This is a genomic window from Streptomyces macrosporus, assembly GCF_039533145.1.
Lineage (GTDB): Bacteria > Actinomycetota > Actinomycetes > Streptomycetales > Streptomycetaceae > Streptomyces > Streptomyces macrosporus.
The window spans coordinates 75033-89279 of record NZ_BAAASZ010000035.1 but is presented as its reverse complement, the minus strand read 5'-3'; the positions used below and the strand labels follow the sequence as shown (position 1 = coordinate 89279).

General features: G+C 72.5%; 8 protein-coding genes and 7 pseudogenes. 8 read left to right on the top strand and 7 right to left on the bottom strand.

The features are described 5' to 3' along the window. Window positions 1–310 precede the first annotated feature (310 nt). A pseudogene (locus tag ABD335_RS25170) lies at window positions 311–544 on the bottom strand (hypothetical protein); the annotation flags it as partial. A gap of 57 nt (window positions 545–601) precedes the next feature. On the opposite strand from ABD335_RS25170, the gene ABD335_RS25165 reads away from it, so the two are divergent. The 3 genes from ABD335_RS25165 to ABD335_RS25155 all read left to right on the top strand — a co-directional run bounded on the left by ABD335_RS25165 (window position 602) and on the right by ABD335_RS25155 (window position 2820). Next, window positions 602–859 carry a hypothetical protein gene (locus ABD335_RS25165; RefSeq protein ID WP_344327624.1) on the top strand — a complete coding sequence of 86 codons (258 nt, stop codon included), beginning with the start codon at window positions 602–604 and terminating at the stop codon, window positions 857–859. A gap of 684 nt (window positions 860–1543) precedes the next feature. After that, the gene (locus ABD335_RS25160) at window positions 1544–2233 is read left to right on the top strand and encodes a helix-turn-helix transcriptional regulator (RefSeq protein ID WP_344327621.1); all 690 of its coding nucleotides are present in this window, start codon (window positions 1544–1546) and stop codon (window positions 2231–2233) included. A gap of 32 nt (window positions 2234–2265) precedes the next feature. Beyond that, window positions 2266–2820: a DUF3291 domain-containing protein gene (locus ABD335_RS25155; protein ID WP_344327620.1), complete on the top strand. Its 555-nt coding sequence runs from the start codon at window positions 2266–2268 to the stop codon at window positions 2818–2820. Window positions 2821–2931: 111 nt separating this feature from the next. Here the strand turns inward: ABD335_RS25155 and ABD335_RS25150 are convergent. Both ABD335_RS25150 and ABD335_RS30935 read right to left on the bottom strand, forming a co-directional pair. Beyond that, window positions 2932–3200 (bottom strand): annotated as a pseudogene (locus ABD335_RS25150) (IS5/IS1182 family transposase); the annotation flags it as partial. Window positions 3201–3394: 194 nt separating this feature from the next. Continuing rightward, window positions 3395–3544: pseudogene (locus ABD335_RS30935) on the bottom strand (hypothetical protein); the annotation flags it as partial. Between the two features lie 211 nt (window positions 3545–3755). Between ABD335_RS30935 and ABD335_RS25140 the strand changes: the two are divergent. Next, window positions 3756–3936: pseudogene (locus ABD335_RS25140) on the top strand (IS21-like element helper ATPase IstB); the annotation flags it as partial. A 71-nt stretch (window positions 3937–4007) separates the two neighbouring features. Here the strand turns inward: ABD335_RS25140 and ABD335_RS25135 are convergent. Further along, on the bottom strand, window positions 4008–4652 hold the full coding sequence (locus ABD335_RS25135) for a dihydrofolate reductase family protein (protein WP_344327617.1): 645 nt from the start codon (window positions 4650–4652) through the stop codon (window positions 4008–4010). Window positions 4653–5040: 388 nt separating this feature from the next. Between ABD335_RS25135 and ABD335_RS25130 the strand changes: the two are divergent. Next, a pseudogene (locus tag ABD335_RS25130) lies at window positions 5041–5133 on the top strand (IS5/IS1182 family transposase); the annotation flags it as partial. A 226-nt stretch (window positions 5134–5359) separates the two neighbouring features. On the opposite strand, the gene ABD335_RS25125 reads toward ABD335_RS25130, so the two are convergent. Together ABD335_RS25125 and ABD335_RS25120 are read right to left on the bottom strand one after the other, a co-directional pair. Further along, window positions 5360–5845 (bottom strand): excalibur calcium-binding domain-containing protein, encoded by a 486-nt coding sequence (locus ABD335_RS25125; protein WP_344327615.1) that lies wholly within the window; start codon window positions 5843–5845, stop codon window positions 5360–5362. 1098 nt (window positions 5846–6943) lie between these two features. Further along, a pseudogene (locus ABD335_RS25120) lies at window positions 6944–7171 on the bottom strand (class I SAM-dependent methyltransferase); the annotation flags it as partial. Between the two features lie 355 nt (window positions 7172–7526). Here ABD335_RS25120 and ABD335_RS25115 point away from each other — a divergent pair. Next, window positions 7527–8951 carry a hypothetical protein gene (locus tag ABD335_RS25115; RefSeq protein WP_344327611.1) on the top strand — a complete coding sequence of 475 codons (1425 nt, stop codon included), beginning with the start codon at window positions 7527–7529 and terminating at the stop codon, window positions 8949–8951. A 211-nt stretch (window positions 8952–9162) separates the two neighbouring features. On the opposite strand, the gene ABD335_RS25110 is transcribed toward ABD335_RS25115, so the two are convergent. Continuing rightward, the gene (locus ABD335_RS25110) at window positions 9163–9927 is read right to left on the bottom strand and encodes an SDR family oxidoreductase (RefSeq protein WP_344327609.1); all 765 of its coding nucleotides are present in this window, start codon (window positions 9925–9927) and stop codon (window positions 9163–9165) included. Window positions 9928–10142: 215 nt separating this feature from the next. Between ABD335_RS25110 and ABD335_RS25105 the strand changes: the two genes are divergently transcribed. Beyond that, window positions 10143–13466 (top strand): AfsR/SARP family transcriptional regulator, encoded by a 3324-nt coding sequence (locus ABD335_RS25105; RefSeq protein ID WP_344327607.1) that lies wholly within the window; start codon window positions 10143–10145, stop codon window positions 13464–13466. Window positions 13467–13874: 408 nt separating this feature from the next. Next, window positions 13875–14247, top strand: a pseudogene (locus ABD335_RS25100) (hypothetical protein); the annotation flags it as partial.

Below are 14247 nucleotides of genomic sequence, written 5' to 3'. Positions count from 1 at the left end.
GGCGGGTGGTCCGGGTGCCGGAAACCGGACGCGATCGACCGTCTTCGGACGGCACGGCCGAATGCGCGCCCTTTCTCGACTCTTCGCCCACCGTCACTCTCAGGGGAGACGACGGGCGCGCAAGCCCCGAGAGGGAGCCGTCATGTCCACATCGCTGTACGCCTCCGTCCTGCCGGTGCACGATCATGCGGCGTGTGCCCACCGGAACCAGAGCGCGTTGCAGAAGGCTGCGAGCAGACAGGCCGAGCTGTGGCTCGGCCTTGTGTCGATCATGCGGCGAGGGCGAGGCCGTGCAGGCGGGCGACGGCCGGGCCCGCGCATCGGCGGTGGTGCCTGGTACCGGTCGGGCCGCAGCGATGACCGTGGGGGCACCCCCGGACGGAGTCTGGGGGAGTGTGTCGGCATCGGCGATGCCCTGCACGTTCGCCGAGAACCGGCAGGTGCGGCTGGAAGCGCCCACCCTGCGGTCGCGCACCGGAACCAAAGTGCCGTCCACGATCCACAGCCGATCGGTGGCGTCGGCCGGGCGAGAGACGGGCACAATTGGCCCATGATCGCTCGCTCGTGGAAAGTGTGGACGACGGCGGAGCTGGCGGAGTAAGTGGCTCCCTACCTCGAACGTACCGGCGTGGGCCGGGCGAGAGGGACATCGGGCAATCGAGGGGCGCTGCTGATGCGTCGACCAGCGGACGATGGCACCGTCGAGTTCTGGTTACTGACGTTCTGGGAATCCGAGGAAGCCATCCGGGCCTTCGCGGGTGACGACATCGGACAGGCCGTGCTGTATCCGCAGGATGCGGCCTACTTCACACGGGCAGACCAGGAGGTTCACCACTTCGACGTGATCACCGAGGGTTGAGGGCAGGACACCGCTCCACTTCGCCTGGAACGTCGGACCGTTCAGGTGGCCGGCTTCGAGCCGCGTCGTCGACGCGGGCACGGGGAGGGTCCGCCCGGGCAGTGCGGACCGTGGAGGGCGGGGTGCGAACGCCACCGGCTGTGGTCGGCCGACGGCACCTGGGAACGGCCGCCGCAGCAGGTCCAGGCCGCTGTCGCCCGTCGTCCCTGGTCGTCACCGGCGGGTGACGGGCGGACTGCATCCGGTTCGAGGCCGTGCCGGAGAGGATCCGCGTCCCGCGGCTCGGCCGGGGCAGACCGCGCACGGAACCCGACACCCTCGCCGCGGACCAAGTCCACGACGGCCCGTGCGGTGAGTGCCTGCGGCGTCGCAGTACCCGGCACACCGTCCCGGAGCAGGCCGACAGCCGGGCCGCCCGCCGGCGCCGGGATCCGCACGGTGGGCGATCCCGGTTGCGACGAGGAGCGGCGCACGGAGCGCAACACCGTCGAGCGGGCGGTCAACCGGCTCCGGCGGTCCCGGGCCGTGACCGTCCGCTACGACGAGCGCGGCCATGTCCTTCCGGGCACCGTCACCGTGGCGGCCCCGGTCGTCCGGCCCCGCGCACGATCGCCCGGACAAGTCCTGGCCGGGGCCGGATCCCGCCTTTCTATCTCCAACCTGCGTTGTTCCTAGAATGGCCAGGTGGAGGACATCGACGCGATCGCGGTGTTGCAGGATCCGGTGCGGCGCCGCCTGTACGAGTACGTGGCGGCGCAGGGCCGTGAGGTCGGCCGCAACGAGGCCGCCGAGGCGACCGGCGTGACGCGCACGCTCGCCGCGCACCATCTGGACAGGTTGGCGGAAGCGGGGCTGCTGGAGAGCGGTAGCCGCCGCCTGACGGGCCGCTCGGGGCCGGGGGCGGGCCGCCCCGCCAAGGTGTACACGCGGGCGCGGACCGAGCGGGCGGTGTCGCTGCCCGCTCGCGACTACCGCACCGCCGCCGAGCTGCTCGCCGAGGCTGCCGAGCAGGCCGGGCTGGACGCCGAGCTCTGTGCGGCCGCGCGCCGCCGGGGTGAGGCTCTGCGTGGCTCGGCGGCGCCCTGCGGCGGCCTCGAAGAGGCCATGGAGATGCTGGCCGCCCGTGGCTACGAACCGCACCTGGAGGACGCCGAGGGCACCGAGGAGACGGCTGGGGCGGCGGCACGCGTCGTCCGTATGCGCAACTGCCCCTTTCACGCCGTCGCGGAGCGCTTCCCGCCGCTCGTCTGCGGCATGAACCTCGCGCTGCTGGAGGGGCTGCTCGGTGCGGACGGTCCCGTCCGCGCTCGCATGGACGCCCGACCGGGGGAGTGCTGCGTGGTGCTCGAAGCTTCTAAAAACAATGGTGATTGACATAGAAAAGCGAGCCGTGCTGGGATGAGGCCATGACCGCATCCACGTATGCCGCCCACCTCGCCCAACTCAACGTCGCCACGCTTCGCCACCCCCTCGACGACCCGCGCATGGCGCCGTTCGTCGAGATGCTCGACCCGATCAACGCCGCCGCCGACGGCGCGCCCGGCTTCGTGTGGCGGCTGGTGGGGGAGGGGGCGGCCGACGCCACCGGCCTGCGCCCGGCCGGCGAGGACGTCATCGTCAACCTGACGGTGTGGGGGACCCAGGAGGCCCTGTGGGACTTCACCTACCGCAGTGGGCACCTGGAGGTGATGCGGCGGCGTCGCGAATGGTTCGAGCGGCACGTCGAGGCGCATCTGGTGCTCTGGTGGGTCCCCGCCGGTCACCTCCCGACTGTCGACGAGGCCCTGGAGCGGCTGGCGGACCTGCGGGCGCACGGGCCGTCCCCGCGTGCGTTCACCTTCGCCTCCTCCTACACCGCGGACGAGGCTGCCCGGCACCTTCAGGCCGTGCCGCCGGCGCGGCCCGAGCAGGCCGACCGGAGCGCGCGGCCGACGCCGGCCGGGGACGCGGCGGCGGTGTAGGGCAGGGACGCTCGGTCCGGCAGGGCGGCGGCACTGGCCTCCCCGATCGTCATGATCAACGCGACCGACCGACTCGGCGTCATCCTCCACACCTGGGCGGTTTCGTTTGGATCAGCGGACGGACCAGAGGAGGACGCCCGCGACGTGGAGTCCGGCCAGGCAGACGGTCGCGATCCTCTCGTAGCGGGTGGCGAGGCCGCGTCACTGTTCGAGGCGGTTGAGGCACCGCTCGGCGGTGGTGCGCCGCTTGTGGGTCTCGCGGTCGAAGGCCGGCGGCCTGCCGCCCCGGCTGCCGCGTCTGCGCAGGTGCTCACGGAGTGCGCGGGAGGAGTACGCCTTGTGTCCGCCCGGACCACCGCCGGCCGGATCCGGGGCCGGCCACGTCGGGGGCACCCGCGGGCGGACCGTCATCTCTATGAAGGCGGGCGCGTCGCCGGCCCGGTCGGCGGTGAGCAATGGAGGCCGGCGGCCGACAGCGGCCGATGACAGCGCCGGTCCTCGTCGGGCGGCCTCTTGCCCACGCCGGTTCGGTCAGGACCTGCTGCACCAGCAGGGTGTTGACCTGGACGAGCGCGGACTGGAACAAGTACAGCGCGGGCATCGAAGCCTCCGCACGTTCCTTGCCCGGATCGGTCGGGGTATCGCCTTTGCCGCAGTGGAGCACGGTGTTCGCGCTGTTCCCGTTCTCGACGCCCCGGAGCCCGCCGTGGATCTCGCGGCGCAGTCCGGGGCTGGAGAGGTGGTCGCAGGCGAAGAGCGTGCGGCCGGCGCGGCCGAGCTCGTAGCGGATGCGTAGGCGCTTGAACCGGTGGAGCCAGGCGAAGGTCCGCCCGACGAGCCGGCGGGTGCTGTCATGAGTGGCACCGGTTGACGTCCGGTCAGGAACCCCGGATGCCGTTTACGTGATCATCCGGGCTGTGACGAAGGCGCAGTCCCGTTCTGAAACGAACAGCAAGCTGGTCAACGAGTCGTTCGGCGGGTGGACCGAGACGTTCACCGATCCCCGACTCCGCACGGCCGTCGCCAGCCGCCCGACCTTCAACGGCACGATCATCGAGACCGGCCACCGACTCCCGCCGTCTCGCCTCCACCCGGACACGAGCCGAGGTACCTGCCAAGGCCGGCCGACCGCCTCAGAGCGGCCCCGGGAGGCGAGACAGCCGGTCGGGGTCGGCCCTGAGGACCGGTCACTTTCGCCAGAACAGGTGGTGCGTCACACCACTCGGGCTGGGCACGACCTCCAGGTGGAACCGGTCGAGCAGCTCATCGGGTGACTCCCAGAGCCGTAGTCCGGACCCGAGCTTCACCGGCGAGACCGCCACGTGCATGGTGTCGACGAGGTCGGCGTCGAGGAACTGCCGGATGGTGGTAACCCCGCCGCCGAGCCGGACGTCCTTGCCCCGCGCCGCCTCCCGCGCCTGTTCGAGGACCGCGGCCGGGTCGCCGTCGACGAAGTGGAACGTGGTGTCGGAGAGCGTGAACGAGGGACGCTTGTGGTGGGTCATGACGAACACCGGGGTGTGGAACGGGGGCTCGTCCCCCCACCAGCCGCGCCACTCATGGTCCTGCCAGGGCCCGCGCTGGGGCCCGAACTTGTTGCGGCCCATGATCTCGGCACCGATGTTGCGGGCGTAGTCCCGTGTGAAGTAGTCGTCGAGGCCCCGGCTCCCTCCGGGGTCCGTGCGCCTGGGCCAGCTTGCCGTGGCGCCGGCCCAGGCGAACAGCCTCTCGGGATCGGCATGGCCGAACGGACTCTCGAAGCTCTGGTTCTCACCGGCACCGATGCCGTCACTTGAGACGTTGAAGTTCTGGACTCTCAACAGCTGAGCCACGTGTTCCTCCAGTGTGGTCGGACAACGGTGGTGAGACTCTCCGGGCCGGAGAAACTCATCGCTGCGTCCGTGGCCGGTCGGGAAGCGGGCCACCCAGTGCCCTGACCTGCGAGGTTCGCAAGGTTCGGGCGGTCTCCTGCGGAGGAGGGGACGTCCGTCGAAGAGGCTGTCACAGACGGCGAGCGGCCCCGTGCAGTGACGCCATCTCTCGGGTTCCGGCTCGTCTTCCGTGCAGCGGCCCCAGTGAGTGACGGCCAACGAGGTGTTGCGTTCGGCGTGGCCGGTGACCTGCGGGCGTGACGGTGGTGGAACACCCGCTCCCGGACGAGGTGTGGGAGCTGTCCCAGCGGATGGCGTCGCCGGCGCCGACCCGGCGCAGGGCGGCGGTCGGCGTCGGCATGGCGACCGGGGATACGACCACCGCCGTCTGCGGCGATGGCTCCGTGAGCGCGGCATCGTGCCGCGCATCGCGCGCAGGGGCGTCGACTCCTTCAAGCGGTCGGGGTGCCACCGTTTGTGCGGGGGATCGAGGGCGCCTTTCCCCGCCGCCGGACGAGGGCCGGTGCAACGCTGCCCGCGCGGGGGCCACGGCAGTCCGGCAGCCACCGCCCCCTGCGCCTTTTCGGCGACCTCGCTGCACCGGGGACGGTGTGGGGACAGGGCCCGACCCTTGGATGTATCGGGGGGCGGGCCCTGTCCCGGGCGGATCAGCCCCAGTCGCAGCCGATGCCGTCCCCGTCGCGGTCCAAGTGCCGGCCGTACCCCGGGTCGCCCCGCCGTACCGGTGTCTTCCCGGCCGCGCGGGCCTCGGCACAGTTGGAGAAGTACACGTCCCCGCCGCCGCCCGAGGTCGACGAGCTCCCGCCGCCGCCGCTGCCGCCGTCGACGTACGTCTCGGTGGTCTCGGTCACGGTGACCGTGGGCGCGGGCTTGGGTTTGGCCGTCACCGTCCTGGTCACCGTGGGCGCGGGCTTGGCCGTCGGCTTGGCCGTGGCGGTCACGGTCGCCGTGGCCGTCACTGTCGGCCGAGGGCGCGCCTCGGTGCTCGTGTCGCCGCCGACCGCCGCGCCGCAGCCGGAGCCGAGCAGCAGCAGGCCGATCCCTCCGAACCACACCCGCTTGTACTCCCACAGGCGGCGCGGGCGCGGCGGCATGGGCGGGCCGGGCGGCATGGGCGGTTGGTTGTAGGTCATCAGACCCCCCTTTGACATGCGTGAATGTGATGGCTGTGTGCCTCGGCCGTGCGGTCGGGCAGGGTGCCCGTCTCCGGTGAGCCCCAAGGCCCTCGGAAACAAGGCGTGGACGGGCCGTGAGCGGCTGTCAGAGCGGCGCGATCCGCCTGGTGGTGGCCCCCGGGCCGGTCTCGGCCGACCGGCCGCCGTCGTGGTCGGACACACAAACCCCCGGATTGACGAACGTGTCAGGTGAGGCGCGGGATCGTGGAGGCCGATGGTGAGCCTCCCGCGCCGTTGCCTCTGCCGCCTGCGCGCGGTCGACGCTTGGCCGAGCGGAACGCGATGGCAGCAGGCTGCACCGTGTCCGGCTTCAGGTCGCCCGCGTGGGGCTTTCCTGGTGTCGCAGGACGGATGAGTCCAGTGGCCGGCCAGAGGCTTGCCGGGTGGGTCTGCTTCCGGTCGGGCTCCGCCCGACCACTCCCTGTCGTGCGGTGGCACACTACACGAGCTGGTGAGGCGTGAACTCAGTTCAATGCATAGGTAAGCATCCCCCCTCCGTCCCCACTTGTCAAACATTCAACTTGCGCCGGAGTCTGTCGAAAGAGGGCATCGCAACCGCCCGAACAAGGCGATGTGCCCGATCGGCGCCAAGGGGTGCGTCCAGGTGAACCGGGCATGCCCGAGTCTCGTTGAAGATCGACGTGTGCCGGATGTGGCCTGTGACGAGAAGGTGTTCTCCGTCTCGGCCTGAGGGGCAGTCAATGCCGAAGAAAGACCGTCACGTTGCCCGACGGGGAAGCGGCCAGGCGAGCAAAGTGGCCCTGGGGCCGGCCTCCCCGGCGCCGAGGCCGGTGTTTCCGTGATCGGGAGGCGACCGGACCGTGTGCGGGGGTCGACGGCGCGGCCACCGTCGACCCCGGTCCCGTTACCGCGCCTTGCCGGAGTCGAGGAAGCTCGGAACGACAACCGGCGCAAAGCCCCTGCGCGGTGCGGCGAGTCAGACGCGGGCGATCAGCGCGTAGCGCTCGTCCATCACCGGGCCGCCCCACAGGGCGGCGTCGCTGCTGAGGGTTCGATACGCATCTCGTTGACGAGCGGGCGCACGGTGGCGGCCAGGTCGACACCGGTGACCCGGTGCCCGGCCCCGGCGATCAGCTCCGAGAGCGATCCGGTGCCGCAGCCCACGTCCAGCACGTCGGCCGGGGCGGAGGGGAGCCAGGCGGCCAGGCGCCCGGCCCACGCGGCGCGGGCGTCGGCGGCCCGCAGGCCGTGGTCCGGCTCGTCGTCGAAGCCGGGCGCGGCGGCGTCCCGGTAGGCGGTGATGGCGGCGGTGGGGTGCGTCATCCGCCGATCCTCTCGGCCGCCACCGACAGCGTCGGCCGCTCGCCGCGGCCGCCCAGGCCCCGCTTCCAGCGGGGCCTGGGCGGCGGTCGTGCGATGCCCCTCCCGGCGGCGACCGGGCCGGTCGGGCCGCTCCGGCGAGCTTGAACAGGTCCTTCAGCGGTTCGACGACGAGTGACCGTCTCGGCCGCATTCCGAAACGATCGGTTGACAGCGGAATCGGGGCAGGGACGCTGCCGTCCGGATCGATATCGGTGTCGTGTGGGGGCACCGCCTGTGAGTGAATGCTCCTTGTCGTCCTGCCTCTGCCACCCGGGCGGATGCCACTGGGGGCGAGGGTGGGCGTAAGGAGGGGATCGTGCGCGAGGAACACGGGCGAAGAACGGCTCGGCGGGTGGCGGCGCTGCTGGTGGTCGGGGTGGTCGGCCTGGTCGGTCTGCCGGGTACCGCGACCGCGTGGCCGCTGACCGCGCCCGCGGATATCGACGGCGACGGGTACCGGGACGTGGTGCTGCCCGCACCGGGTGCGACCGTGGCGGGCGAACAGAGCGCCGGGGTGGTGGTGGTGCTGTACGGCTCGTCCACCGGGGTGTCCGCGGAACGCCGGGTGGTGGTGACGCAGAACTCCGCCGGTGTGCCCGGGGGTGCGGAGGCGGGCGACCGGTTCGGTTTCTCAACGGCACTGGCGGACCTGGACCGGGACGGCTACGCGGATCTGGTCGTCGGAACACCCGGCGAGGACCTCGGCACCGCCCGCGATGCCGGCATGGTATCGGTGCTGTGGGGCGGCACGTCGGGGTTGTCCGGTGGCGCGAACCTGCCGACCTCCACGGAGACGGGGTGGGGCGCCGGCCAGGACGTGGCCGCTGCCTCCGACCCCACCGGGGCGCAGGTGCTGATCGCGAACTACAACTTCGCCACCCATCTGACCGGCCCGTTCACCCGGTCCGGCGGGGTGGGCGGGTCCGTTCTGCACGACGAGGTCGGGTGGATGGGCACCGTTGCGTTGGGGGACCTGAACAACGACAAGACCGCCGACCGTGTGATCGTCACCGGCCGGGCGGGCGGCCACAGCGGCGGCCTCGTCCACGTCGACTCCGACCCCGGCGACCTCGGCCGGACGCGGTCGGCCGTCGACGGACTCAGCGCCGCCGTCGGTGACGTCAACGGCGACGGCTACGGCGATCTCGTCGTCGGCGACCCGGACGAGCCGACCGCGGAAGGCCCGGTCGGCCACCTCGGCGGCGCGGTCCACGTGTGGTTCGGCTCCATCGGCGGTGTGGACCACGATGCGTCGCCGACGACCATCCACCAGGACACCACCGAAGTACCCGGCGTGGGCGAGCGCTACGACTACTTCGGCGCCGCGGTGGCCGTCGCCGACCTGGACCAGGACGGCGTGGGCGACATCGTGGTGGGGGTACCGGGCGAGGCCCTCGGCAGCATCGGAGGCGCCGGCAGCGTGGTCGTCGTCCCCGGCCGGCGCGCCGGTCGGTTGGGGCAGGGCGCCTACGGCTTCTCCCAGGACACCGCCGGTGTGCCTGGTGGATCCGAGGCGGGCGACTTTTTCGGCAACACGGTCGGGGCAGGAGACCTCGACCGCGATGGCCGTCCCGAGCTGCTGGTCGGTGCCGCCGGCGAGAACGACCTGCAGGGCGCGGCCTGGGTCATTCCAGGCGGCACGACCCGCCCGCTGTACTCCTCCGGCCTCATGTTCACCACCAGCGCGCTCGGCCTGCCTGCGCAGTCCGGCACCCGGCTGGGCGGCGACACGCTCTGGTAGGAGACCGCCTCGTCACCCACTGCCTGATGTCGAGGCAGGCGACGGACCCGTCCGGCGTGCGCCGCGCCACGCCGGGAACAACGCGGTGGTCTTCTCGATCTTCTGCTCGCCGGCTCCGTTGCCGGCTTGAGGGATTGTCGTCTTGAGGGCATCGCCGCCCCGCATCAGCGGGGCGGCGATGTGTCTTCGTGGAGGGCGCTTCAAACAGCGATCAGTGCTCGGCGCCCGAGAGGCCCTGGGCGAAGCCGCCGTCGACGGGGAACTCGACGTTGGTGGTGAACGTGGCGTCGGCGGCCAGGAACAGCGCGGCGGCGGCGACCTCCTCCACCGTGCCCATGCGCTTGAGCGGCGTGGTCTGGGCTCCCTGCTTCTCGAACCCCGCGCGCTCCTCGGCGGTCATGCTCGGGACGCCCATGGTCGGAGTCCTGATGTAGCCGGGGGCCACGGCGTTCACACGGATCCTGCGAGGCAGGAACTCGGCGGCGAGGACGTGGGCGAAGGCGCGCACCGCGTCCTTGGAGCCGGCGTAGGCGCTCAGGCCGGGGAAGACCAGGTCGTTGGCGACGGTGGTGAAGACGATCGCGCCGCCGTCGTTGAGGAGCGGCGAGAGGCTCTGCACGGTGAAGAAGGCGCCCTTGGTGTTGATGGCGAAGGCCCGGTCCCAGGCCTCCTCGGTCACTTCCTCGAGCAACTGCACCTCGGCGAAGCCGTGGTTGACGAACAGGTGGTCGACCCGGCCGAGCTTCTCCTGCGTGAAGTCGGCGAGGGCGCGGATGTCGGCCATGCTCGCCGCGTCGGAGCGCACGACGTGTGCCCGGTCCGACGTCACCTCGGTGCGCGCCTCTTCGATCTTCTTCTCGTTGCGGCCGGTGAAGACGACCTTGGCCCCTTCGTTCACGAGCCGCTTGACGATGGCCAGACCCATTCCGTGCGTCCCACCGGTGACGACCGCCGTCTTGCCCTCGAACCTGCTCATCTTCGACTCCCTGGTCTGGTGTGGTGCGTGGGTAGGTGTGCGCGCCGGTGACCACCGGCGCCCGTCAACCCTGGGAGCCGGGCCTTGCGGCGTTCTTTCGGTCCGCTTTCACGCCCGCCCGAGCCGGCTGGCATCCGCTGTCACGGTGGGCTGCGCCGCAGGTCGGGGCGGCGCAGCCCACCAGGCGATGACCGGCGGCGTAATACGGTGTTCCCATGCGTTTCGGGGTACTGGGGCCGCTCGCCGTCTGGTCCGACGACGGGGCACCCGTGGCGGTGCCGGAATCGAAGGTCCGCGCTCTGCTGGCGGATCTGCTGACGGCGCCCGGGCAGGTGATCTCCGCCGACCGACTGATCGACGACCTGTGGGACGCCACCCTGCCGGCCAACCCCTCGGGCGCCTTGCAGACCCTGGTCTCCCGCCTGCGTCGCGTGCTCGCACGGGCCGGAGCCGCCGAGACGGTGCTCCATCGCGCCCCCGGCTATCTGCTCGCGGTGGCGAGCGAAGAGGTGGACACCGGCCGGTTCGCGGCGCTCACCGCACGGGCCCGTACCGCCGCGGGCCACCGGGAACGGGCCGACATCCTGGCGGACGCCCTGGCGTTATGGCGGGGCCCCGCGTTCGCGGACTTCGCGGACGAGCCGTTCGCGCGCGCGGCGATCGCCCGGTGGGAGGAGCAGCGGCTGCTGGCCCTGGAGGAACAGGCGGAGGCCCGTCTGGAGCTGGGCGACCACGGCCTGCTCGCGGGCGAACTGGCCGACCTGGCGAGCCGCCACCCTCTGCGGGAGCGACTGCGGGCTGCCCACATGCGAGCCCTGTACGGTGCGGGCCGGGCGAGCGAGGCCCTGGACAGCTATCTCGACCTGCGCCGGCGCCTGAACGAGGAGCTGGGCCTGGACCCGAGCCCCGAACTGACCGCACTGCACCAGGGGATCCTGCGCCAGTCCCCCACTCTGCGCCGCCCGCCGGGCCCCGCCGGCGCAGGCCCGCGGGGACCGCGTACGGGGCACTCCCTCGCGCAGGAGGGGCCGGCCCGCGCGGGGGAACCGCGTACGGGTGCCCCCGCGGTCCACCGCCCCCGCACCAACCTGCCGACGGTCGTCACCGATCTGATCGGCCGCTCCGACTCCGTCGACGCGTTACGCGCCCGCGTACGCGTGAGCCGCCTGGTCACGCTGACCGGTCCCGGCGGCGTGGGCAAGACCCGCCTGGCCGTGGAGGTCGCGGCCCGGCTCGCCCCGGAGTACCGGGACGGGGTGTGGCTGATAGAGCTGGCGACCCAGGCACTGACGGACCCGTCCGGCGACGAGCCGGCCGAGCTGGTGGCGGCGACACTCGGCGTACGCGACGACACCGGCTCCGGCTCCCCGCCCGGCGGCCGGCCGCACACCCTGCTGGACCGGCTCACCGACGCGCTGCGCGGCCGCCGTCTGTTGCTCGTCCTGGACAACTGCGAGCACGTGATCGAGGCGGCGGCGGGCCTCGCCCGGGCGCTGCTGCGGCACGCCCCGGGCGTCCACATCCTCGCCACGAGCCAGGAGCCGCTGGACGTCGCCGGTGAACAGGTGTGGCCCGTCCTGCCGTTGGACCTGCCCGATCCGGCCGCGCCGGCCGCGGACCTGGCCCGCTCCAGCGCGGTGCGGCTGTTTCTCGCCCGCACCCGGGCGACTCTTCCGGATTTCGAGCTGACCGACGACAACGCCTGGGCGGTGGCCGCGGTCTGCCGCCGCCTCGATGGCATCCCGCTCGCCCTGGAGTTGGCCTCGACGCGCGTCCGGGTCCTGGGCGTGCACCAACTGGCCGAGCGCCTCGACGACCGGTTCCGGCTGCTCACCACCGGCCGGCGGGGCGCGCCCGCCCGCCAGCAGACCCTGCGCGCGATGATCGACTGGAGCTGGGATCTGCTGACGGCGGCCGAGCAGACGGTGCTGCGGCGGCTTGCCGTCCACGCGGACGGCTGCTCACTGGAAGCTGCCGAGGCCGTCTGCGCCGGGGACGGCGTCAAGCCGTCGGAGGTGCTGGACCTGCTCGCGCGTCTCGTCGACCGTTCCCTGGTGTTCGTCACGCACGAGGCGTACGGGCCGCGCTACCGGCTCCTCGAATCGGTGGCCGCGTACTGCCTGGAGCGGCTGCGGGCCGGCGAGTACGACCGGGTGCGGCGCACCCATGCCCACTATTACGCGTCCCTGGCCGAGCGCGCCGACTCCTTCCTGCGCGGTGAGCGTCAGCAGCAGTGGCTGCGCCGCCTGGACGCGGAGACGGCGAACGTGCGCGCCGCGCTCGACGGCGCCGCCGCTGACGGCGACGGCCGCCTGATGCTGCGCCTCACCCGGGCGATGGTCTGGTACTGGTTCCTGCGCGGTCGGCTCAGCGAGGCTCGGCGCTCGCTGACCCGGGCCCTGGACGTGGCAGGTGCCCTCGCCTCCCATCAGGCCGCCCACACCGACGTCGACTGCGCCCAGGCGGTGGCATGGCGCACCGGGATGAGCCTGCTGTCCGGCGACCCGGAGGGGCTCGTGGGCCACAGCCGTCACGCGCTCGCCCTGTACGAGGACATCCGTGACCCGCGGGAACGCACCAGAGCCGGCTGGTTCCTGGGCTTCGCCGTCACCCGGTTCGGCGACCAGGCCGTCGGCGAGGAGCTGCTGGACCGCGTACTCGCCGAGTCCCGCGCGCTGGGGGACCGGTGGGGCATCGCCGCGGGGCTCGGCACGCGCGGCATGCAGACGTACGTATGCGGGGACCTCGGCTCGTCACGCCGGGTCGGTGAGGAGAGTCTCGCGCTGTTCCGCGAGGTCGGCGACCGGTGGGGGCAGCTCCAGGCGATGGCGGTGCTGGGGCGGGTCGCCGAGATCGAGGGCGACTACGCGGAGGCGGGCCGGCTGCACCGCGAAGGGCTGCGCGTCGCCGAGGAGCTGGGTCTGTGGACGGACGTCTCCATGTGCCTGTCCGAGCTGGGCCGGATGGCGCTGCTGACCGGGGACCACTCCCGGGCCGACGAACTGCACGAGCGCGGCCGGCGTCTGGCCGTCGAGCAGGGCGACAAGCCCGCCGAGGAGTACGCCGAGATCGGCCTCGCCCTGAGCGCGCGCCGGCAGGACAGGCTCGACGACGCGGAAGGCCGGCTGCGCCGCTGGCTGGAATGGAACCGGCAGTTCGACGCGGCGAACGGCGCGGCCCTTATCCTGGCCGAACTCGGCTTCATCGCCGAGCTGCGCGGCGACGCGGAGGCGGCGCTCGCCCGGCATCGGGAGGGGCTGGCGGCCGCCCGCGCCACCGGCGATCCGCGCGCGGTCGCCCTGGCTTGGGAAGGACTCGCCGGCGCCCGGGCCCTTGCCGGACGGCACGAGCACGCCGCCGTCCTGCTGGGTGCGGCGGCAGCGGCGCGCGCGTCGGTCGGCGCGCCGCTGCCCCAGGGCGAGCGGAGCGACGTGGACCGCATCGAGTCCGCAGTGCGCACCGCCCTGGACGACGCCGCGTTCTCGGCGGCGTACGAACACGGCGGCACGCTCAACGCAACCGCCCCGGACCTTTCCTAGCGGACGCCCGGACTTCGCCTGGGCGCGTGGCGCCTCCCCGCGCCCTCGGAGCCAGGCCGGAAAAGACTCAGGGTCACCCACATGGCCCATCGGAGAGATCCCATCGGCGGACCCGTGATCCGGACTTTTCGCACACCTGGGTAATCGCTGCCTCGAGAGGTGCATTGAGGTGGCGGTAGGTACCACCATCGCAAGGGGCATCGCATCGAGCGTTCCCCGATCCGTGATCCGGACCTTGTTCGATCACATGTCGTCGGCCATGACCGCCGTCTACGCCAAGCTCCACGGCAAGACGCTCCGGCGGCACCGGGAGAACGCCTCGAGGTCTACCACAACGGGCAGGAGGCCGAGATCGCCGCCGACCACCCGCTCGCCGGGGCGGCCTGGGCGAAGACGAGCCCGGTCCGCGTGAAGGTGGCGCTGCCCAACGGCTACCGCGGAGCCCTGGCGCAGACCGGCTGCGAGTACGCCGCCCCCTGCCTGGACTGCCGGTTCTCCACCACCACCGGCGACTTCGCCCGGCAGCACCGCCGACAGCGGCGGGGGACCGGCGAACTCGTCGCCCTGGCCGAGGAAGCCGGGCTCGTCCGGGTCGCGGAGAAGAGCCGCCGCACTCTCGGCAAGCTCGACACGATCCTTGGTGCTCTCGACGGGACCGCTGAGAACCGGAGCGTCGGCGGCCAGGTGGAGGACGTCGATGCTGGCGTCGCGGCGAACGCGCCCGCCGCGACGCCGAGAAGACCACCTCGGCAGCCCAACGCACCGGCAGCCGCCCCGCCTT

Bases quoted from the DNA above. Each gene is read 5' to 3' on its own strand.
- ABD335_RS25105 (WP_344327607.1), top strand. From the start codon at position 10,143: ATGCGTTTCGGGGTACTGGGGCCGCTCGCCGTCTGGTCCGACGACGGG.
- ABD335_RS25125 (WP_344327615.1), bottom strand. From the start codon at position 5,845: ATGACCTACAACCAACCGCCCATGCCGCCCGGCCCGCCCATGCCGCCG.
- ABD335_RS25155 (WP_344327620.1), top strand. From the start codon at position 2,266: ATGACCGCATCCACGTATGCCGCCCACCTCGCCCAACTCAACGTCGCC.
- ABD335_RS25110 (WP_344327609.1), bottom strand. From the start codon at position 9,927: ATGAGCAGGTTCGAGGGCAAGACGGCGGTCGTCACCGGTGGGACGCAC.